Origin of the sequence: Paraburkholderia acidipaludis NBRC 101816 (assembly GCF_000684975.1) — a bacterium.
Lineage (GTDB): Bacteria > Pseudomonadota > Gammaproteobacteria > Burkholderiales > Burkholderiaceae > Paraburkholderia > Paraburkholderia acidipaludis.
In genome coordinates, this window is record NZ_BAXZ01000022.1 from 44,995 (window position 1) to 64,525 (window position 19,531).

At 67.5% G+C, this 19,531-nt stretch carries 18 protein-coding genes; 14 read left to right on the forward strand and 4 right to left on the reverse strand.

The genetic code is table 11. The features are described from left to right. From BAC01S_RS22715 to BAC01S_RS22730, 4 genes are all read left to right on the forward strand, one after another. Positions 1 to 711 (forward strand): phosphorylase, encoded by a 711-nt coding sequence (locus BAC01S_RS22715; RefSeq protein WP_245616656.1) that lies wholly within the window; start codon positions 1 to 3, stop codon positions 709 to 711. Positions 712 to 826: 115 nt separating this feature from the next. Next, complete coding sequence (locus BAC01S_RS22720) at positions 827 to 1,282, forward strand: acyl-CoA thioesterase (RefSeq protein WP_027796824.1); 456 nt, start codon at positions 827 to 829, stop codon at positions 1,280 to 1,282. 72 nt (positions 1,283 to 1,354) lie between these two features. Next, positions 1,355 to 1,558, forward strand: coding sequence for a type II toxin-antitoxin system VapB family antitoxin (locus BAC01S_RS22725; RefSeq protein ID WP_027796825.1), 204 nt, complete (start codon positions 1,355 to 1,357; stop codon positions 1,556 to 1,558). Beyond that, entirely contained in the window at positions 1,558 to 1,938 is a 381-nt protein-coding gene (locus BAC01S_RS22730; RefSeq protein ID WP_027796826.1) for a type II toxin-antitoxin system VapC family toxin, read from the forward strand. The genes BAC01S_RS22725 and BAC01S_RS22730 overlap by 1 nt, the downstream gene beginning before the upstream one ends. 80 nt (positions 1,939 to 2,018) lie before the next feature. Here the strand turns inward: BAC01S_RS22730 and BAC01S_RS22735 are convergent, their stop codons facing one another. Together BAC01S_RS22735 and hpnN are read right to left on the reverse strand one after the other, a co-directional pair. Beyond that, positions 2,019 to 3,116, reverse strand: a complete 1,098-nt coding sequence (locus BAC01S_RS22735) for an MlaA family lipoprotein (protein WP_027796827.1) — start codon at positions 3,114 to 3,116, stop codon at positions 2,019 to 2,021. Beyond that, complete coding sequence (hpnN, locus tag BAC01S_RS22740) at positions 3,113 to 5,743, reverse strand: hopanoid transporter HpnN (RefSeq protein WP_027796828.1); 2,631 nt, start codon at positions 5,741 to 5,743, stop codon at positions 3,113 to 3,115. The genes BAC01S_RS22735 and hpnN overlap by 4 nt, the downstream gene beginning before the upstream one ends. Before the next feature lie 181 nt (positions 5,744 to 5,924). Here hpnN and BAC01S_RS22745 point away from each other — a divergent pair, with 181 nt between their 5' ends. After that, positions 5,925 to 6,527, forward strand: coding sequence for an MlaC/ttg2D family ABC transporter substrate-binding protein (locus tag BAC01S_RS22745; protein WP_027796829.1), 603 nt, complete (start codon positions 5,925 to 5,927; stop codon positions 6,525 to 6,527). Between the two features lie 56 nt (positions 6,528 to 6,583). Here the strand turns inward: BAC01S_RS22745 and BAC01S_RS22750 are convergent, their stop codons facing one another. Both BAC01S_RS22750 and BAC01S_RS22755 read right to left on the reverse strand, forming a co-directional pair. Next, positions 6,584 to 7,225 carry a response regulator gene (locus BAC01S_RS22750; protein WP_027796830.1) on the reverse strand — a complete coding sequence of 214 codons (642 nt, stop codon included), beginning with the start codon at positions 7,223 to 7,225 and terminating at the stop codon, positions 6,584 to 6,586. Then, positions 7,222 to 8,700 (reverse strand): cache domain-containing protein, encoded by a 1,479-nt coding sequence (locus tag BAC01S_RS22755; RefSeq protein ID WP_027796831.1) that lies wholly within the window; start codon positions 8,698 to 8,700, stop codon positions 7,222 to 7,224. Before BAC01S_RS22755 ends, BAC01S_RS22750 begins: the two co-directional genes overlap by 4 nt. Positions 8,701 to 8,900: 200 nt before the next feature. Here BAC01S_RS22755 and BAC01S_RS22760 point away from each other — a divergent pair, with 200 nt between their 5' ends. From BAC01S_RS22760 to BAC01S_RS22805, 9 genes are all read left to right on the forward strand, one after another. Next, positions 8,901 to 9,857 (forward strand): glycerophosphodiester phosphodiesterase family protein, encoded by a 957-nt coding sequence (locus BAC01S_RS22760; RefSeq protein WP_043203352.1) that lies wholly within the window; start codon positions 8,901 to 8,903, stop codon positions 9,855 to 9,857. 242 nt (positions 9,858 to 10,099) lie between these two features. Beyond that, positions 10,100 to 12,190 (forward strand): carbon starvation CstA family protein, encoded by a 2,091-nt coding sequence (locus tag BAC01S_RS22765; protein ID WP_027796833.1) that lies wholly within the window; start codon positions 10,100 to 10,102, stop codon positions 12,188 to 12,190. 17 nt (positions 12,191 to 12,207) lie between these two features. Then, a complete protein-coding gene (locus tag BAC01S_RS22770; RefSeq protein ID WP_027796834.1) occupies positions 12,208 to 12,414 on the forward strand; it encodes a YbdD/YjiX family protein in 207 nt (68 codons plus the stop codon). 333 nt (positions 12,415 to 12,747) lie between these two features. Beyond that, entirely contained in the window at positions 12,748 to 13,695 is a 948-nt protein-coding gene (locus tag BAC01S_RS22775; protein WP_027796835.1) for an AraC family transcriptional regulator, read from the forward strand. 121 nt (positions 13,696 to 13,816) lie between these two features. Further along, positions 13,817 to 14,875, forward strand: coding sequence for an ABC transporter substrate-binding protein (locus BAC01S_RS22780; protein ID WP_027796836.1), 1,059 nt, complete (start codon positions 13,817 to 13,819; stop codon positions 14,873 to 14,875). 90 nt (positions 14,876 to 14,965) lie between these two features. Then, on the forward strand, positions 14,966 to 15,772 hold the full coding sequence (locus BAC01S_RS32275; protein ID WP_043203334.1) for an ATP-binding cassette domain-containing protein: 807 nt from the start codon (positions 14,966 to 14,968) through the stop codon (positions 15,770 to 15,772). An 11-nt stretch (positions 15,773 to 15,783) separates the two neighbouring features. Then, a complete protein-coding gene (locus BAC01S_RS22795) occupies positions 15,784 to 17,043 on the forward strand; it encodes a sugar ABC transporter permease (protein ID WP_027796897.1) in 1,260 nt (419 codons plus the stop codon). Positions 17,044 to 17,070: 27 nt separating this feature from the next. Next, positions 17,071 to 17,799, forward strand: a complete 729-nt coding sequence (locus tag BAC01S_RS22800) for an SDR family oxidoreductase (RefSeq protein ID WP_027796837.1) — start codon at positions 17,071 to 17,073, stop codon at positions 17,797 to 17,799. A 41-nt stretch (positions 17,800 to 17,840) separates the two neighbouring features. Next, the gene (locus tag BAC01S_RS22805) at positions 17,841 to 19,529 is read left to right on the forward strand and encodes an FGGY-family carbohydrate kinase (RefSeq protein ID WP_027796838.1); all 1,689 of its coding nucleotides are present in this window, start codon (positions 17,841 to 17,843) and stop codon (positions 19,527 to 19,529) included. Positions 19,530 to 19,531: the final 2 nt, after the last annotated feature.

Consider the following 19,531-nt stretch of genomic DNA (forward strand, 5'->3'; position numbering starts at 1 on the left):
ATGTCCTCGCGGCCCGCACTGCCTGTCATTGCCGTCGCGGGCATGGCGTTCGAAGCGGCCATCGCGCAAGGCGACGGGCGCGACGGCGTCGTGGCGGTTTATGCGGCGCGCGCCGATCTGCTCGAACGCGCGCTGACGGCGGCGCTCGACCGCGGCGCCTCGGGCATCGTGAGCTTCGGCACGGCGGGCGGACTCGCGCCCGATCTGGAGCCGGGCACACTCGTCATTGCCGACGCCGTGGACGGCCCGTTCGGCCGCATCGCCACCGACCTCGCCTGGACGGCCCGGCTTGCCGAGGCGCTGGCGGCGTCGCCGCTCGCGGCGCGCGTGCGGCGCGGGATTGAAGCGGCGGTCGCGGCGCCGCTGACCGGCGCGAGCGAGAAAGCCTCGCTGCATCGCTCGACGGGCGGGGCGCTCGCCGTGGACATGGAATCGCACCTGGCGGCCGCCGCCGCCGCCGCACGCGGGCTGCCGTTCGCGGTATGCCGCGCGATCGTCGACCCGGCCTGGCGCAGCCTGCCGAAGGCGGCGATGGCCGGCCTGCGCGACGACGGCACTACGGCCGTGCTGCCGGTTTTGCGCGAGCTTGCGCGCGCGCCGTCGCAGCTGGGCGGCCTGCTGCGCGTTGCCGCCGACGCCAAGGCTGCGCGACAGACGCTCGCCGCCGCGCGGCGTGCGCTGGCCGCCTCCGGCGCGGTCTTTCCCGCCTGATCCATCCAGAATATTGAAATACTAGGGAAAACCCTGATCTCTGATACCATCCAGGTGTTAACCCTGGATATTCAGTATTGAACGGGGTTGGATCAAATTGCCGGGAGCCGCAGCCATGAATTTTCACACTCGCAAATGGGTCAAGCCTGAGGACCTGAATCCGAACGGCACGCTGTTCGGCGGCAGCCTGCTGCGCTGGATCGACGAAGAAGCCGCCATTTACGCCATTTGCCAGCTCGACAACCAGCGCGTGGTGACGAAGTTCATCTCGGAGATCAACTTTGTGAGCTCGGCGCGCCAGGGCGACATCATCGAGCTCGGGATGACGGCTACGGAGTTCGGCCGCACCTCGATCACGCTGCGCTGCGAAGTGCGCAACAAGATCACGCGCAAGAGCATCCTGACGATCGAAAAGATGGTGTTCGTGAACCTCGGCGAAGACGGCAAGCCGGCGCCGCACGGGCGCGAGCGCATCCGCTATGCCGACGAGGCGTATGAGCGCTATCGTCAGGCCGTCCACGCGGTGGCCGATACGGTCATCGAGCCGAGCGAAGAGGACGCGGTGCACTGAGGCGCTTGCGCTGGATGGTCGAATTGATGCTAATCTGGATGCCAGATCGCATCAAATCAGGAATCTCTCATCATGAGAACGACGGTGACCATCGACGACGCGCTGTACGAGCAGGCGCTCGAATTTGCCGAACCCGGCATCGACAAGGCCGAGCTGTTTCGCACCGCGATCGAGACTTTCGTCAGGGTTCAGGCGGCCAGGCGCCTCGCGGCGTTGGGCGGCGCGGCGCCCGCCATGCCCGATATTCCGAGGCGCCGTCAGGAGCCCGAGGCGTGATGAATGTCCTGATCGACACTTCGGTGTGGGTGGACCATTTTCGCCAACGCAACGAAAACCTCGTCCAGCTCATCACGGCCGATCAGGCGCTGACACACCCGCTCGTCATTCTCGAACTGGCGTGCGGCACGCCGCCCGAGCCCCACGCGCGCACGCTGCGTGACATTGGCTTGCTACGTCGCGCCCATCAAGCAACAGGGTCCGAGGTCCTGCAGTTTATCGAGGCGAAGCAGCTCTATGGAAAAGGCTGCGGCGGCGTTGACCTCACGCTGCTGGCCTCGACCCTGATGACACCCGGTGCGACTCTGTGGTCCCTGGATCGCCGTCTCGAGAAGCTGGCGCAACAGTTCAACGTCGCGTATTGCCGCGAGATTCACTGAAAAGAAGGTAGCGGGCGCGTTTGCCGCGTTGGGGCGCGCCCGCCCGTCATGCAGTCCGTCGAAACCGATCCCGCCGCGCGTCAGGGCGCGGAAGCCGGAGCCGGTGCGGCGGCCTTGTTGACGGCACTGGTAGCGCTGGCGGCCGACGCGGTAGCCGGTGCCTGTGCTGCAGTTCCCGAAGCGGCAGCCGCGGCTGATGCTGCCGCTGGCGCAGCCGCCCCGGCGGTTTCCGACGCCGCACCGGGAGCCGCTGCGCCCGTAACAGCGCCGGCCGTGCCGCTCGCGCCCGATTCGCCCGGGTCGTAGTAATCCGGCAGACCGTTGTCCGCCCCGCCCTTGTCCCCGCCGCCGTTGCCCTTGGCGCCCGACCCGTCGGCGCCGCCCGTGTCGCCCGGATCTTCGTAGTTCGGCAGCCCGTTCGAATTGCCCGGGCTACCGGAGCTGCCCGACTGGCCCGGGTCGCCATAGTTCAGCAGGCCCTGGTTGCCCGACTGCGAGCCGCGCAGCATCGATTCGCGCTGCTGACGGTACGCGTCGCGCACGAACGAATACTTGTCGAGCGCAGCCTGCGAGAGCAGGTCGGTGGCGCCGAGCAGGTCGGCCCGCGTGCTGATGAATTGCGCGATGTAGAGCGGATTGCGCACGGCCGGCTCGATGTAGTTGAGCACGTTGAATTTCACGTCGACGGCCATGCCGATGCCGTCGCGCACGTCGCTCGGCCCGAACAGCGGCAACACGAGATACGGCCCGGCGGGAATGCCGTAGCGCCCCATCGTGAGACCGAAGTCCTGGTGGTGCTTCGGCAGCCCGGCGGGCGTCGCGAAGTCGACCAGACCGCCCACGCCGAAAGTCGTGTTCATCGCGAGGCGCATCAGGTCCTCGGTGGCGTCGGTGATCTTCAGCTGCAGCAGGTCGTTGGCGAAGTTGCTGACGTCGCCCAGGTTCGAAAAGAAGTTGCTGATCGCCTGGCGCAGCGGCTGCGGCGTCACCTTCGTATAGCCCTTCGCGACCGGCTGCGCGATGGTGCGGTCGATGACGTCGTTGAACTTGAAGATCGCGCGGTTCGCAGGCTCGAACGGGTCTTCCGGCTTGCGGTCGGGGCCCGTGGCGCAGCCCGACGCCGCGAGGAGCGTCAGGGTCGCCGCCGCCATGGTCAGCGCGGCTCGTTTGTTTTTCATTGGTCGATTCCCTGGAGTTGCGATCTTTTGCGTTTTGTCACGCGCGGCTTGCCCATCAGCACGGGCTGGAACACCACGGCGCCGATCAGCGTGCAGAAGAGCGAGAGCGCGAGCAGCTTGCCCATGCTCGAGGTGCCCGGATGGTGCGAGAGCCAGAGGCTCCCGAACGCGGTGGCCGTGGTCGCCGCGGAAAACAGCACCGCGTGCGTGAGGCTCGAATGGAGCAGGCCCGTCTGTCCCTCGCGCCACGCCATCACGAAATAGATCTTGAACGCGACGCCCACGCCCAGCATCAACGGCAGCGCGATGATGTTCGCGAAATTGAGCTGGATGCCGAGCACCACGCACAGCTCCAGCGTCACGAGCGCCGAAACCAGCAGCGGGATGAGCGTGCGCAGCACGTCGCTGAACTGGCGCAGCGTGATCCACAGCAGGATCGTGATAAGCACGACGGACCAGGCCGCTGCTTCGAGGAACGCGAGGATGATCACGTTCGCCGAATGCAGGATCGAGATCGGCCCGCCGATGGCGCCCGGTTCCGCGGCCTTCACGGTGTCGGCGAAGCGCGCGAGCATCGGGTCGTCGTTCGGGCCGACGCCCGGCGGCACGCGCGGCGCGACGTCCACGATCGCCTGACCTGTCGGCGCGATCCAGTCGCGCACCATCGCGGGCGGCAGCGTGTCCCGTGTGATCGGCGCGGGTTGCAGGAGGCGCGCGAGCTGCGCGAGCGCGAGCTTCAGCGGCAGGCTGAAGGCCTGCTCGGCGCGGTCGCGCGTGGCCGCGTCGGCGTTGGCGAGCTTCGTGAGCGCGGCGGACAGATGCGAGGCTTCCGCCGCGCCCGGTCCCGGGTGGTCGCCGGCCGCGAGCGCGAGCTGGTTCGCGGCGCGCTTGAGCGTCTCCACGCGCACGGCGTCGGTGGCCGGCGCGGACGGCTGCTGCGTGAGCGCGGGCAGCAACTGCTGCGCGGCGCCGGAGATCAGCATGAGCTTTTGCTGCTGATCGTCGGGGATCAGCGAGCTGAGCGTCGTGGCGCGTCCCACTTCCGGCAGCTTCGAGAGCTTCGCGGCGATCTTGTCGGCGTCGGCCAGCGTGGGCGCGAGCACGCTCACGTCGTTGATCGAGATGACGGGCGAATTCTTCAGCGCAATCAGCGTCGCCATCGACTCGGTGTGCGGGTCCTTCAGGTGCAGCGGGTTGAAGTCGAAGCGCAGGTGCAAGAGGAGCGGCGTGGCGCCCACCACCACGATGAGCGTGCCGATCAGCACCGGATTGCGGTGTTCCGCGAGCCAGCGGTCCACCGGCGCGAGAAAGGCGAAGCCCGGCGAGGCCTTCTCGCCGTGCGGCTTGAACACGCTGATGAGCGCGGGCATCACGGTCATGTTCGCGAAGTAGGCGACGAACATGCCCACGCCCGCGATCTGGCCGAGCTCGGAGAGCCCCCGGTAGGCCGTGGGCAGGAAGGAGAAGAAGCTTTCCGCCACGGCGATGGCCGCGAGCGTGAGCGGCACGCCGATCACGCGCGCCGTCTTGAGGAGGGCGGCGTCGAGCCGGTCGTCCTGGTAGCGCTCCTCGCGGTACTTCACGCCGAACTGCACGCCGAAGTCCACGCCAAGGCCGACGAACAGCACCATGAAGGCGACCGAGAGCATGTTGAGCGAGCCGACCATCATGAGGCCGAGCGCGGCCGTGATGACGAGCCCGATCACGAGCGTGATGAGCACGGCGACGATCAGCTTGCCCGAGCGCAGCGCGAGCCAGAGGATCGCCAGCACGACGACGGCGGTGAGCGCACCGTTGAACGCGGCGCCGTCCTCCACCGAGGCGAATTCTTCGTCGGCGAGCGGCTGTTCGCCCGTCAGGCGCACGCGCGCGCCGTATTCGCGGTCGAGGTGCAGCGAGGCCGCGGTGGCGCGGATCGCCTGCGAGGCGCTCGCGCCCGCCTTCAGCGCCGCGAAGTTGAGCACCGGCTGCACGGTCACGAACGCGAACGCGGGCTGCGCGGCCGCATCCTTGTCCACCAGCGCGCGCCACGAGAACGCGGCCGGCTTGCCGGCGAGCACCTGGTCGACCGTGTCGGCGGCGCTGCCGAGCAGGTGCGCCATGTCGGGCAGCTTCACCTGGCCGATCGTGAGCGGCAGCAGCAGCGTGGTCGTGAGCGTGCCGGCAAGACCCGTGACGCTCGGGTCTTTCGCGAGCTGGTTGACGAGCGGGCGCGCCTGCACGAGCTGGCCCGTGGTCGAGAGCACCTCGGCCGTGGACGGGAACAGGAGGCCGTTGTGCTCGAAAAACGGGCCGCCCGCGGGCTGCGAGACCGCGCTGAATTCGCGCGGGTCCTGCCTGAGCGCGTCGGCGAGCTTGTCGGCGGCGGCGTCCGCGAGCTCGGGCGCGTTGGCCTCGACGACCACGAGCAGCGACTGGCCGCGCTGCGGGAAGGCTTTATCGATGGCGTCGCCGAGCGCGGACCATTGGGCGTCGTTCTCGACGAGGCCGCTGACATCCGTATTGATCTTGAAATGTTTGACGACGTACACGCCGCAAAGCGCGGCCAGTACGAGCGCGAGTGCGATGACCCACGCCGCGCGGCGCACCGACCAGGCGACGAGGTGAACAATGAATGGCTTCAGCATACAGGCGAGGGGGCCCTGTCCATGACGGTTTTTTTCTGGCGAAGCGCGTCAGTATACCGGCCTCGCCCATTGCGGCGCGGCTTGCACACACGGGAGGCGCCGGCAAAGCCGTTATACTGGCCCGGCCGATCCGCGAGTCGCATGGCGGACTGGCGCTTGAATCTTACTTCCCGATGAGCGTATGAAACGTTATTTCACTGCATTTGTCGCCGCTGCTGCTTTTGTGTCGGGTTCCGCCTGGGCCCAGAGTTCGCCAGACGCGATCGTCAAGGATGCCGTAGAAGGCACCGTCAAGGCGATGCAGGCCGATCCGCAGGCGCGCGGCGGCGACATGGCGAAGATCACCGAGACGGTCCAGACCCATTTTGTGCCGGCCACCGACTTCCAGCGCACCACGCGGATCGCCATCGGCAAGGCCTGGACGACGGCCACGCCCGACCAGCAGCAGAAGCTGTATGAGCAATTCCAGCTCCTGCTCGTGAAAACCTACGCGGCTTCGCTCTCGCAGCTGCGCGATACCCAGGTGACCTTCAAGTTCCTGCCCTCCAACACGGGCGCGGGCGCGAAAGATACGGTCGTACAGTCGCACGTCCTCAGCAACGGCGGCGACGACGCCATCGACTACCGGCTCGAACGCACGGCTTCGGGCTGGAAGATCTATGACATCAACATGATGGGCGCCTGGCTGATCCAGGTGTACCAGACGCAGTTCGCCGACCAGATCGCCAAGGGCGGCATCGACGGCCTCATCAAGTTTCTCGTCGATCACAACGCGCGCAGCTGACGCGCCTCCTGCTTTTCCCCCGGGCGGCCGCCACCGGCCGCCCGCCCGCTTCGCTCTCACTTTCTGCGGTTTTCCACCGCGAACTTGATCAGCTCCGCCTGGCCGTCGATATCGAGCTTGCGCTTGAGGTTGAGCCGGTGCGTCTCCACGGTGCGCACCGAAAGCCCCGTGCGCTGCGCGATCTGCTTGCTCGAGAGGCCAAGCGCCAGGGCGTCGAGGATATCGCGCTCGCGCGGCGTCAGCCGTTCGATGGGCGCCTCTTTTGCCGATGCCTGGATCATGCGCGCACTTAAGTTCGCGCTGAACCAGGTTTGTCCCGCGAGTACGGCCTCGATCGCGCGGACGATCTCCGCGGACGGCGAATCCTTCAGCACGTAGCCGCTCGCACCCGCCCGCACCGCCGCCGTCACGTATTCCACGTTGTCGTGCATCGAGAGCATGAGCACCCGGATCTGCGGAAAGCGCTCGTGGAAGAGGCCCGCGAGCGCGATGCCGTTCATTCCCGCCATGCCGACGTCCATCAGCACGAGGTCGGGTTCGACGGCGGCCGCGAGCGCGATGGCTTCGTCGGCATTGCCGGCCTCGCCCGCCACCGCGAGGCCCGCAACCGCTTCGAGCCGCGCGCGCAGGCCGTCGCGCACGAGCGGATGATCGTCGACGAGCACGAGGCGCGCCGGCTGGGTTGTGTCGTGGTTCATGACGTTGCTTTTCCTGCTGCTGCCGTTGCGGCTTCGGTTGTTCCCGCCTGCGGGCCGTGCGCGACCGGCACCCATGCGGTCAGGACCGTATGGCCGGGCTGCGAGCTCAGCGTGAGCTGGCCGCCGAGCGGTTCGAGCCGCTCGCGCATGTTGCGCAGGCCAAGGCCCGCGCGGGGATCGGCCTGGGCCTGGGCGACGTCGAATCCGCGCCCGTTGTCGGCCACGATCAGCGTTACGCCGCGGCCGGTCACGTCGAGCGTGAGGACCGCGCGCGGCGCCTGCGCGTGGCGCACGATGTTCGTGAGCGCCTCCTGGGCGATGCGGAAGAGGACGGTGTTCACGGCGTCGGGCAGTGCCGCGGCGCGGGCCTTGAGCGGCGGCGCGGGCGTGACGGTCTGGGTGAAGACGATCTGCACGCCCGATTCCTCGCCGAGCTCGCGCGTGAGCTGTTCGAGCGCGGCGGCGAGACCCAGGTCGTCGAGCATCGCGGGGCGCAGCGCGTGCGAGATGCGGCGCACCTCGCGCAATGTTTCGGAAAGGCGTGTGAGGCCGGTGGCGAGCGAGGCCTCGGCGGCCGGCACGCGAACCTCGCCGCGCTCGAAGCGCGCGAGCGCCGATTCGAGCAGCAGCTTCACGGACACCAGCATCTGGCTGATGCCGTCGTGCAGCTCGCGCGAAAGCCGCGCGCGCTCCTGCTCCTGCGACTCGACCACTTGCTGGGCGAGGCGCTTGAGCCTGGCGTCGGCGCTGCGGTGCTCGCTCACGTTGAGCACGAGCGCGCCGATCGCGATCACGGCGACGCCCGAGAGCGCGATCACGCCGAGCCACAGCAGCGTGCGTTCGATATTGGCCGTGGCGCGCTCGTCGATGCGCGCGAGCGTCGAATCGACGTCGTCGAGATAGATGCCGGTGCCCACCATCCAGCCCCAGCGCGGCAGCGGCACGACGTAGCCGAGCTTCGGCGCGAGGCGGCCCGTGGACGGCCGGTGCCACTGGTAGCGCACGTAGCCGCCGCCGCGCGAGGCTGCGGCGATGAGCTGCTGGATCGTGAGCGCGCCTTGCGGGTCGCGCAGGTCCCACAGGTTGCGGCCGACCAGATCGGGCTCGCGCGGGTGCATCAGCGAACGGCCGTGCAGGTCGTAGACGAAGAAATAGCCGTCCGTGCCGAAGTCCATTTTCTGCAGCACGGCCAGCGCTTCGCGCTGGCGGGCGGCGATCTCTTCGGGTGTCGCATCGGGAGGCGCGTCGTAGAGCGGCGCGATCGCGCTCGTGGCGAGCTCGACATAATGACGCAGCTCGACTTCCTTGCTCGTCAGATACGCCGCCTGCAGGGTCGCGTGCTGCGTCTGCGCGAGCGTGGTGGCCTGCTGCCGCACGCCGATGCCGATCCCGGCGATGGCGGCAAGAAACGGCACGACCGCGAGCAGGAAGATCTTCGTCTTCAGGCGGTCGTTGAAGAAAAATGGGGCAGGCATGGCGAAGGTCGAGCGCGGGGTGAGCAAGCATAACCGCGCGCGCCGCGCCATGCAGGGAAATCGTTGCGCTGCGGTTCCGTGCGCCATTTATCGGGATGGGGCGGGCGGTGATGATGGCGGCGCTGGCTTGCCGCACGATCGGGTTGCCGTTCGCCGCGCAGGTGTGGTTCCATCCCGAACGATCCGTCTGGAGCTTGCCGATGCCCCTTCGCCCCCTGCTTGCCTGTCTCGCCGTTTCGGCCGTGTTGCTTGTTTCCGCCTGCGGCGGCCGCGTCTATGAGCATCCGACGGCCGCCGCGCCGCCGCTCGTCATCGCGCATCGCGGCGGCACCGGCGACGCGCCCGAGAACACGCTGGCGGCCATACGCACGGCGATCGCGAATCATGCCGACGCGATCTGGCTGACCGTGCAGCTAAGCCGCAACGGCGTGCCGGTGCTGTACCGCCCGGCGGACCTTGCGGCGCTCACCGACGCAAGCGGTCCGGTCGCGTCGAAAACGGCGGCCGAGCTGGCGGGCGTCAATGCGGGCTGGCGGTTCGCGACGAAAGACGCAGCCGGCGCGACGACTTATCCCTATCGCGCCGCGCCGGTCGGCATTCCCACGCTGGCGGCCGCGCTGGCCGAGATCCCGGTGGGCATTCCCGTGATTCTCGACATGAAGGCGCTGCCGGCGCAACCGCAGGCCGCCGCCGTGGCGCGCGTGCTGACTGCCGCCGATGCCTGGGGGCGCGTGCGCCTCTATTCGACCGAAGCGGCGTATCAGCAGGCCTTCGCCGCCTGGCCGCAGGCGCGGCTATTCGAGTCGCGCGATGCGACGCGCGAGCGTCTCGCGACGGTTGCTCTCGCGCAAGCGTGCGAGGCGCCGCCGCCCGCCGGGGCGTGGGCCGCATTCGAGTTTCGCCGCCAGATGGATCTCGTGGAGCGCTTCACCCTGGGCGAAGGCCGCTCGACGGTGAACGGCGCCACGTTATGGAGCGCGGCCGCCGTCCAGTGCTTCCGCACGCATCCCGATGTCCATATTGTCGCCATCGCCGTCAACAACGCCGCCGACTACAAGGCAGCCGCCTGCGCGGGCGTCGACGCCGTTCTCGCCGATTCGCCGAAGCTGATGGCGCCGGTGCGCGAGTCGCTCCGGCGCGGCTATACGTGTCCTTGAACGCGCGTGTGCTACGTAATTTTACGTAGGAGGCTTACGTAATTCTCCGGTTGTGGGCGCCTGGGCGAAAGCCAATACTACGGGGCCGCCGCATGGTGCATGCTGCGCCATGCGCCGCGCCGAAATCCGCTACGCTGCTTCAGGCCTGATTCAGGCAGGAAGCGCATTGGGGCCCGGTCCGAATCCGGGGAATCGCGTAAACACCGCGCACCGCGCATAAACACAAACAATATGGAGACGCCATGAGTCGGGCATCCAGTTTCGTCGTCTGGACCATCGTCGCGCTGCTGGGCGCGTTCGCGTTCGGCACCATCGCGCTCGCGCACGGCGAGCGCATCAGCGCACTCTGGATCGTGGTCTGCGCGATCTGCGTTTATCTGATCGCCTACCGCTTCTACAGCCGTTTCATCGCGAGCGCCGTGCTGCAGCTCGACGGCCTGCGCATGACGCCGGCCGTGCGCCACAACGACGGGCTCGACTACGTGCCCACCAACAAATACGTGCTGTTCGGCCACCACTTCGCGGCGATCGCGGGCGCGGGGCCGCTGGTGGGCCCGGTGCTGGCCGCGCAGATGGGCTACATGCCCGGCATGATCTGGATCCTCGCGGGCGTGGTGTTCGCGGGTGCCGTGCAGGACTTCGTGGTGCTGTTCCTCTCCACGCGCCGCGACGGCCGTTCGCTCGGCGATCTCGTGAAGATGGAACTGGGCCCCGTGCCCGGCGTGATCGCATTGTTCGGCACCTTCCTCATCATGATCATCATCCTCGCGGTGCTCGCGCTGATCGTGGTGAAGGCGCTCACGAACTCGCCGTGGGGCACGTTCACCGTGGCCGCGACGATTCCCATCGCGATCTTCATGGGCCTGTACGTGCGCTACATTCGCCCCGGCAAGATCGGCGAAATCTCGGTCATCGGCTTCGTGCTGCTGATGGCCTCCATCGCGTTCGGCCAGCACGTGCACGACTCGCCCACGCTCGCGGCGATGTTCACGTTCACGGGCATCCAGCTCACGTGGATCCTGATCGGCTATGGCTTCGTCGCCTCGGTGCTGCCGGTGTGGCTGCTGCTCGCGCCGCGCGACTATCTCTCCACGTTCCTGAAGATCGGCACGATCCTCGCGCTGGCCATCGGCATCCTGATCGTCGCGCCGGAACTCAAGATGCCGGCCTTCACGAAGTTCATCGACGGCACGGGCCCGGTCTGGTCGGGCAACCTGTTCCCGTTCCTCTTCATCACGATCGCGTGCGGGTCGGTGTCGGGCTTCCATGCGCTGATCTCCTCGGGCACGACGCCCAAGCTGCTCGATAACGAAACCAACGCGCGCTTTATCGGCTATGGCGCGATGCTGATGGAATCCTTCGTCGCGATCATGGCGCTCGTGGCCGCCTCGGTAATCGAGCCGGGCGTGTACTTCGCGATGAACGCGCCGCTGGCCGTGCTCGGCACGACGCCCGACGCGGTCGCGCACACGGTCGGCACGTGGGGCTTCGCGCTCACGCCCGACATGCTCACGCAAACGGCGCACGCCGTGGGCGAGACGACCATCGTGGCGCGCGCGGGCGGCGCTCCGACGCTGGCGGTGGGCATGGCGCAGATCCTGCACCAGGTGATAGGCGGCGAAGCGATGATGGCCTTCTGGTATCACTTCGCCATCCTCTTCGAAGCGCTCTTCATTCTCACCGCCGTCGACGCGGGCACGCGCGCGGGCCGCTTCATGCTGCAGGACCTGCTCGGCACGTTCCACCCTTCGCTCAAGCGCACCGAGTCGCTGCCCGCGAACCTGATCGCCACGGCGCTGTGCGTGGCGGCGTGGGGCTATTTCCTCTACCAGGGCGTGGTCGATCCGCTGGGCGGCATCAATACGCTGTGGCCGCTCTTCGGCATTTCGAACCAGATGCTGGCGGGTATCGCGCTGATGCTGGCCACCGTCGTGCTGTTCAAGATGAAGCGCGAGAAGTTCGCCTGGGTCACGGTGCTGCCCACGATCTGGCTGCTCGTCTGCACGCTGACGGCCGGGTGGCAGAAGATTTTCGACAGCAATCCCAAGGTGAGCTTCGTCGCGCATGCGCAGAAGCTTTCGGCCGCGCTTGCGGACGGCAAGATCGTCGGGCCCGCGAAGTCGCTGGAGCAGATGCAGCGCATGATCTTCAACGACTACGTGGATGCGGCGCTTTCGGGGCTCTTTATCTTCGTGGTGGTGAGCATCGTCGTGTACGGGCTGATTTCGATTGCGCGCGCGCGCCGGGTCGATCGTCCGACCACGCTGGAAACGCCGTTCGAGCCGATGCCGGCCGGCGCGGGGCTGGCGCAGCACGCGGGCGGCGCACATTAACGGAGGCGAGGCGCATCATGTTCTCGGGACTGCGTGACAACGTGCAAACGGCCGGCCGCTATCTGGGGCAGGCCATGCGCCTGATGGTCGGTCTGCCGGACTACGAAGGATATGTGGCGCATATGCGCGCGACACATCCGGACCGGCCGGTGATGACCTACGAGGAATTCTTCCGCGAACGGCAGAACGCGCGCTATGGCACGGGGGCGGGGAAGTGCTGCTGACTCGCCGCTAGCGGGCGGGCACGTTTTTTCGCGCAGAATTTCGCGCGCCGCAAAAAGCGCAACGGGCCGGTGTCCGTTGCGCTTTTTTTTTAGTCCTTGCCCCGGCGCCACGAGCACCGCGAACGGGATACGTATCCGGCCCCCACCTGTTGCCTTGCACAAAAGTTGACTTTTGATGCGATACGGGCTTACCCGAATGCAAAAAAGTATCAGTAGGCGGTCTTATTTTCAGTGGTGGGATGGCGCTCGCATGGGTAACTTTCAGGTCATGGCGGCGTTCGACAGCAACGCGAGCCCGACAACAAGGAACGAACCGCCGCAGGAGGAAGACAGATGCAAGCCACGGAGGACGCGGCGCCCAGGGATGGCCGTAAGACCTGGATAGACCAGCCGGATCTGGAGCTGGTGGCGGTGCCGCGCGACGAGTCGTTCAAGGTGTGGTCGCACGGCTACCCCTATCGCACGGTGCGCTGGCATTTTCACCCCGAGTACGAGATTCACCTCATCACCTCGACGGTCGGCAAGTACTTCGTCGGCGATCACATCGGCAATTTCGCGCCCGGCAACCTCGTGATGGTGGGACCGAACCTGCCGCACAACTGGGTCAGCAGCGTGCCGCAGAACGAGCGCGTGGACGAACGGTGTCTCGTGCTGCAATTCGACGCCGGGTTTATCGCACGCACGAGCGAGGCGTTTCCCGAATTCCGCCGCGTGGAGCCCCTGCTCGAGGCCTCGCGCTCGGGCCTGCTGTTTCCGTCGAGAACGGGTGCGGTTGCCGAACCGGTCATGCGCGAGATGCTGGGCGCGCAAGGGCTGCGGCGCATCGTGCTGTTCATGGCGCTTTTCGATCTGCTCGCCCGCAGCGCCGAGCCCGTGAAGCTCGCGAGCGACGCGTACCGCGCCGACCCCACGCGCTACGCCGGCACGCGCATCAATCACGTGCTGGGCTTCATCGGCAAGAACCTCTCGCAGGAGCTGCGCGAGACGGAGCTGGCCGAGCTGGCGGGGCAGAGTGTCAGCGCCTTTTCGCGCTACTTCCGCCGGCATACGGGCGTGCCCTTCGTGCAATACGTAAACCGCCTGCGCATCAATCTCGCGTGCCAGCTGCTTTTGTCAGGCGAACTGAGCATTACCGACATCTGCTACCAGGTGGGCTTCAATAATCTGTCGAATTTCAACCGCCAGTTCCTGCAGCTCAAGCAGATGTCACCTTCGCGCTGGAGAGCGTGGCAACAACTGAACGCGGCCAGCGCCGCTGCCGAGGCCCACGCGCCCGGCTAGCTCACGACAACAGGCCGTGCCGACACGCCGGGCTCAGGTCTTGCGGCGGTGGGCAAGGTTTGTCTGCGGTCCACCGATAGCCATGGCGGCATCGGCATTTTTCCAACAACGGAGACACCTCATGACCCGACTTTCGACCCCTCTGATCGGCGCCGCCATCGTGACCCTGGCGCTGACCGGCACGACCGCGGCGCTGGCCGCGCCGAGCGGCACCGTGGCTTTTCTGATGCCTGATCACGCCTCCACCCGCTACGAGCAGCACGATTTCCCCGGCTTCAAGGCCGAAATGGCGAAGCTCTGCGCGGGCTGCAAGGTGCTCTACCAGAACGCGAATGCCGACGCCGCGATGCAGCAGCAGCAGTTCAATTCGGTGATCGCTCAGGGGGCGAAGGTGATCGTGCTCGACCCGGTGGATTCCACCGCGGCCGCGTCGTTGGTTCATATGGCGCAAAGCCAGGGCATCAAGGTGATCGCCTATGACCGGCCGGTGCCCTCCACGCCCGCCGACTATTACGTCTCCTTCGACAACGAAGAGATCGGCAAGTCCATCGCCCAGTCGCTCGTGCAGCACCTGAAGGACGCAGGCGTTGCCACGGGCAAGGGCGGCGTGCTCGAGGTCAACGGCTCGCCGACCGACGCGGCAGCCGGGCTCATCAAGAAGGGCATTCACGAAGGCCTGGAAGGCAGCGGCTACAAGACGCTCGCCGAGTACGACACGCCGGAATGGGCGCCGCCCAAGGCCCAGCAATGGGTGAGCGGGCAGATCACGCGCTTCGGCTCGCAGATCGTCGGCGTGGTGGCCGCCAACGACGGCACGGCGGGCGGCACCATCGCCGCCTTCAAGGCGGCCGGCGTCAACCCGGTGCCGCCCGTGACGGGCAACGACGCGACGCTCGCCGGCCTGCAGCTGATCGTTTCGGGCGACCAGTACAACACGATCCTCAAACCGAGCGAGATCGTGGCGGGGGCGGCCGCGAAGGTAGCCGTGGGCTTCCTTTCGGGCGACAAGCCGAAGGGCGAGATCACCCTCTTCAACACGCCCACGCAGCTCTTCAAGCCCGCCGTGATCACCGCGAAGAACATCAAGGCCGAGGTGGTGGACAAGGGCTTCGCGAGCGCCAGGGACCTGTGCACGGGCCGTTATGCCGACGGGTGCAAGAAGCTGGACATCGCGAACTGATCAGGTATGCAGATGAAGGGGGGCCGGCGCGAGCCGCCCCCGCCTGGAAGCAACCCGGACGCACTCCGGAAGCAAAGAGCAGGGACTACCATGACTGAGAATTCCCCATCACGCGCGGCGCCGGGCGAGCTCGTGCTGAGTTTGCGCGGCGTCTCCAAGCACTTCGGCGCCGTCTCGGCCCTCACCGACATCGAGCTCGACGTGCACGCGGGCGAAGTGGTCGCCCTCGTCGGCGACAACGGCGCAGGCAAATCGACGCTCGTGAAGATCCTGGCCGGCGTCCATCAGCCGAGCGCGGGCGCGATCACGTTCCGCGGCCAGCAAGTCGCGCTGTCCGATCCCGCCACGGCGCTCGATCTGGGCATCGCCACCGTGTTCCAGGACCTCGCGCTGTGCGAAAACCTCGACGTGGTCGCGAACATCTTTCTCGGCCGCGAGCTGAGCCCGATGCGGCTCGACGAAGTCCAGATGGAAGTGCGCGCGTGGACGCTCCTCAACGAGCTCTCGGCGCGCATTCCGAACGTGCGCGACGTGGTCGCCTCGCTCTCGGGCGGGCAACGCCAGACCGTGGCGATCGCGCGCTCGCTGTTGCTGGACCCGAAGCTGATCATGCTCGACGAGCCCACCGCCGCGCTGGGCGTGGCGCAGACGGCCGAGGTGCTGAACCTGATCGAGCGGGTGCGCGAGCGCGGCCACGCGGTGATCATGATCAGCCACAACATGGAGGACGTGCGCGCCGTGGCGGACCGGATCGTCGTGCTGCGCCTCGGCCGCAACAACGGCGTCTTCTTTCCCGATTCATCCAACGCCGAGCTGGTGGCCGCGATCACCGGCGCGACCGAGAATGCCGTGTCGCGCCGCGCGGGCCGGCGCCAGGCGCAACAGGACATGCAATGAGAGGTGCGACCATGAGCAAGGAAACCCGGGACGCCACGCCGCCGTCCCCGCTGCTCGACCGCAGCGATGTACGCGTGAAGCATGCCACCGGGATCGGCGAGAGCCTTTCCGCCTTCGTCGACCGGATCCGCTCCGGCGACCTCGGCTCGCTGCCGGTGATCGTGGGTCTCGTCATCATCTGGACCGTGTTCACGAGCCTGAACCCGATCTTTCTTTCCGCCGACAACCTCGTGAACCTGCTGTTCGACTGCTCGACGGTCGGGGTCATCTCGCTCGGCATCGTCTGCGTGCTGCTGGTGGGCGAGATCGACCTCTCGGTGGGCTCCATGAGCGGCTTCGCCTCCGCGCTCGTGGGCACGCTCTGGGTCAACGAAGGATGGCCCGTGCTGCTCGCCATCGTGGCCGCCGTGGTTGTGGGCGCGCTGATCGGCGCGCTCTACGCGCTGCTGCTGAACCGCCTCGGCATGCCGAGCTTCGTCTCCACGCTGGCGGGTCTGCTCGCGATACTCGGCATGCAGCTCTACGTGCTCGGCTCCGACGGTTCGATCAACCTGCCCTACGGTTCGACCGTGGTGAACTTCGGGCAACTGATGATCATTCCCGCGCTCGTCTCGCATGTGCTGGCGCTGCTGCCAGGACTCGCGATCGTGCTGCTCGGGCTGCGCACCCGCGAGCGCCGCCGCGCGGCTCGCCTTTCGGCGCCCTCGGTGGGCGGCCTGCTTGCGCGCGGCGTGGTCATCACGGTGTTTCTCGAGCTCGTGGTGAGCTATCTCGACCGCGGGCGCGGCGTGCCGCTGATGTTCGGCCTTTTCCTCGGCCTCGCTCTCGCCATGAATTACGCGCTCATGCGCACGCGCTGGGGCCGTTCGATGAACGCCGTGGGCGGCAATCGCGAAGCCGCGCGCCGCGCCGGTATCAACGTCCGCGGCATCTACATGAGCGCGTTCATGCTCTGCGCGGGCCTCGCCGCGCTCGGCGGCGTGCTCACGGCCGCGCGGCTCGCCTCGGCGAGCCAGCAGGCCGGCACCGGCGACGTGAACCTGAACGCCATCGCGGCGGCCGTGATCGGCGGCACGAGCCTGTTCGGCGGGCGCGGCAGCGCGTGGTCGGCCGTGCTCGGCATCATCGTGATCCAGTCGATCGCGAGCGGCCTCACGCTGCTGAATCTGTCTTCCTCGCTGCGCTTCATGATCACCGGCGCGGTGCTGGCGATCGCGGTGATCGTCGACTCGCTGGCCCGGCGCTCGCGTGTCACGCATGGCCGCGCGTAATTCCAAGCATCCTGGAGAGAGTCATCCATGTCTGAATCGATGAAGGGAAAGGTGGCCGCCATCACGGGCGCGGCATCGGGTATCGGCCTCGAATGCGCGCGCACGCTCGTGGCAGCGGGCGCGAAGGTCGTATTGATCGACCGCGCCAAAGAGCGGCTCGAAGCCTGCTGCGCTGACCTGGGGCCGAACGCGTTCGCGTTGCAGGTGGATCTGCTGCAGCCCGCGGAGGTGTCCGCGATGCTGCCGAAGATCTTGCAGCTCGCAGGGGGCCTCGACATCTTCCATGCGAACGCGGGCGCCTATATCGGCGGCGAGGTCGTGAACGGCAATCCCGACGACTGGGACCGCATGCTGAACCTCAATATCAACGCGGCGTTCCGGTCCGTGCATGCGGTGCTGCCCCACATGGTCGCGCAGCAGTCGGGCGACATCGTCTTCACGAGCTCGATTGCAGGCATCGTGCCGGTGGTGTGGGAGCCCATCTACACGGCTTCGAAGTTCGCCGTGCAGGCCTTCGTTCACACCACGCGCCGCCAGGTGGCGAAGCACGGCGTGCGAGTGGGCGCGGTGGCGCCGGGGCCCGTCGTCACGGCGTTGCTCGACGACTGGCCGAAGGCCAAAATGGAGGAGGCGCTGGCCTCGGGCAGCCTGATGCAGCCGAAAGAGGTCGCCGACGCGGTACTCTTCATGCTGACGCGGCCGCGCAACGTGACCATACGCGATCTCGTGATCCTGCCTAACAGCGTGGATCTTTGAGCGCGGGCGCCGCCTTCCTTTCCCCTGACATGCAAACAGCGATGAGCACAGACAATCCCGCAGCCGGCGCGGCTGCAAGCGGTTCGCACGGCACGCGCTACGCGATAGGCGTGGACGTGGGCACGGGCAGCGCCCGCGCGGGCATTTTCGATCCCTCGGGCGTCATGGTGGCCTCGGCGAAGCACGACATCACCGTGTTTCACGCGAGCGGCGCGATCGTCGAACAGTCGAGCACGGAGATCTGGAAGGCCGTCTGCCGCGCGGTGAAAGACGCACTCGCGACGGCCGCCGTTGCGCCCGACGCGATCGCCGGGATCAGCTTCGACGCCACCTGTTCGCTGGTCGTGCTGGGCGAGGGCGGCCGGCCCCTGCCGGTGGGGCCGACCGAAAAGGACGAGCGCGACATCATCGTGTGGATGGACCATCGCGCGCTCGGGCAGGCGCAACGCATCAACGAGACGGGACATGCGGTGCTCAAGTTCGTGGGCGGCACGATCTCGCCGGAGATGGAAACGCCCAAGCTGCTGTGGCTGCTCGAGAACCGGCCCCACGTGTTCGAGGCGGCCTGGCAGTTCTTCGATCTGACCGACTTCCTGACATGGCGCGCGAGCGGCGATCTCGCGCGCTCCACCTGCACCGTCACCTGCAAGTGGACCTACCTCGCGCACGAGCGGCGCTGGGACGAAAGCTACTTCCGCGCGGTGGGTCTTGGCGTGCTGGCCGACGAAGGCTTTGCGCGCATCGGGCAGCGTGTCGTGGAGCCCGGCACGCCGCTTGGCAGCGGTTTGACCGCGCAGGCCGCGGCGGAACTGGGCCTGCGGGCGGGCACCCCGGTCGCGGCGGGCGTGATCGACGCGCACGCGGGGGGCATCGGCACGGTGGGCGCGGACGGCGCGCCCGAGTCCTGCCTCGGCTATGTTTTCGGCACCTCGTCGTGCACGATGACGACCACGCGCGAACCGGTGTTCGTGCCGGGCGTCTGGGGACCGTACTTCTCGGCGATGGTGCCGCAGGCGTGGCTCAACGAAGGCGGCCAGTCAGTGGCCGGCGCGGCGATCGAGCGGCTGCTGGCGATGCATCCGCTGGCCGCCGAAACGCAGCGCAGCGCAGAAGATGCGGGGCAGTCGCTGCCGGCACTGCTTGCCGGTCTCGCGGTGCAGGTGTCCGACAACCTTTCGGCGGCGGTCGGGCTCGCGCACGGCTTGCATGTCGTGCCCGAATTCCTCGGCAACCGCGCGCCGTTTGCCGATCCTCACGCGAGAGCGGTGATCGCGGGGCTCGGGATGGACGCGGATCGGGACAGCCTCGTCGCGCTCTATATCGCGGGTATTTGCAGCATTGGTTACGGCCTGCGCCAGATCATCGAAGCGCAGGCCGCGGCCGGTGCTCCGATCGAGCGGATCGTGATCAGCGGCGGCGCGGGGCGGCTTGCGCTCGTGCGCCAGTTGCTGGCCGATGCGACGGCCAGGCCCGTGCTGGTGACCGAGGCGGAAGAGCCCGTGCTGCTGGGTGCGGCGATGCTGGGCGCCGTGGCGGGCGGGCTTTGCGAGGACGTGCGTGCCGCGATGTCGAAGATGTCTCGGGTCAGCCTCGTTCATGCGCCGGCAACGGGTGAGACTGCGGCGCTGCACGACGCGCGCTATGACGCGTTCAGGCAGTTGCAGGGCGTGGCGAGGGCGATACGTCAATACGGTCAATACGGCCAGCACGACCCGAAGCACGCGGCGTAAAG

Coding starts and splice junctions, on each gene's coding strand:
- BAC01S_RS22715 (WP_245616656.1), top strand. CDS start 1: ATGTCCTCGCGGCCCGCACTGCCTGTCATTGCCGTCGCGGGCATGGCG.
- BAC01S_RS22720 (WP_027796824.1), top strand. CDS start 827: ATGAATTTTCACACTCGCAAATGGGTCAAGCCTGAGGACCTGAATCCG.
- BAC01S_RS22725 (WP_027796825.1), top strand. CDS start 1,355: ATGAGAACGACGGTGACCATCGACGACGCGCTGTACGAGCAGGCGCTC.
- BAC01S_RS22730 (WP_027796826.1), top strand. CDS start 1,558: ATGAATGTCCTGATCGACACTTCGGTGTGGGTGGACCATTTTCGCCAA.
- BAC01S_RS22735 (WP_027796827.1), bottom strand. CDS start 3,116: ATGAAAAACAAACGAGCCGCGCTGACCATGGCGGCGGCGACCCTGACG.
- hpnN (WP_027796828.1), bottom strand. CDS start 5,743: ATGCTGAAGCCATTCATTGTTCACCTCGTCGCCTGGTCGGTGCGCCGC.
- BAC01S_RS22745 (WP_027796829.1), top strand. CDS start 5,925: ATGAAACGTTATTTCACTGCATTTGTCGCCGCTGCTGCTTTTGTGTCG.
- BAC01S_RS22750 (WP_027796830.1), bottom strand. CDS start 7,225: ATGAACCACGACACAACCCAGCCGGCGCGCCTCGTGCTCGTCGACGAT.
- BAC01S_RS22755 (WP_027796831.1), bottom strand. CDS start 8,700: ATGCCTGCCCCATTTTTCTTCAACGACCGCCTGAAGACGAAGATCTTC.
- BAC01S_RS22760 (WP_043203352.1), top strand. CDS start 8,901: ATGCCCCTTCGCCCCCTGCTTGCCTGTCTCGCCGTTTCGGCCGTGTTG.
- BAC01S_RS22765 (WP_027796833.1), top strand. CDS start 10,100: ATGAGTCGGGCATCCAGTTTCGTCGTCTGGACCATCGTCGCGCTGCTG.
- BAC01S_RS22770 (WP_027796834.1), top strand. CDS start 12,208: ATGTTCTCGGGACTGCGTGACAACGTGCAAACGGCCGGCCGCTATCTG.
- BAC01S_RS22775 (WP_027796835.1), top strand. CDS start 12,748: ATGCAAGCCACGGAGGACGCGGCGCCCAGGGATGGCCGTAAGACCTGG.
- BAC01S_RS22780 (WP_027796836.1), top strand. CDS start 13,817: ATGACCCGACTTTCGACCCCTCTGATCGGCGCCGCCATCGTGACCCTG.
- BAC01S_RS32275 (WP_043203334.1), top strand. CDS start 14,966: ATGACTGAGAATTCCCCATCACGCGCGGCGCCGGGCGAGCTCGTGCTG.
- BAC01S_RS22795 (WP_027796897.1), top strand. CDS start 15,784: ATGAGCAAGGAAACCCGGGACGCCACGCCGCCGTCCCCGCTGCTCGAC.
- BAC01S_RS22800 (WP_027796837.1), top strand. CDS start 17,071: ATGTCTGAATCGATGAAGGGAAAGGTGGCCGCCATCACGGGCGCGGCA.
- BAC01S_RS22805 (WP_027796838.1), top strand. CDS start 17,841: ATGAGCACAGACAATCCCGCAGCCGGCGCGGCTGCAAGCGGTTCGCAC.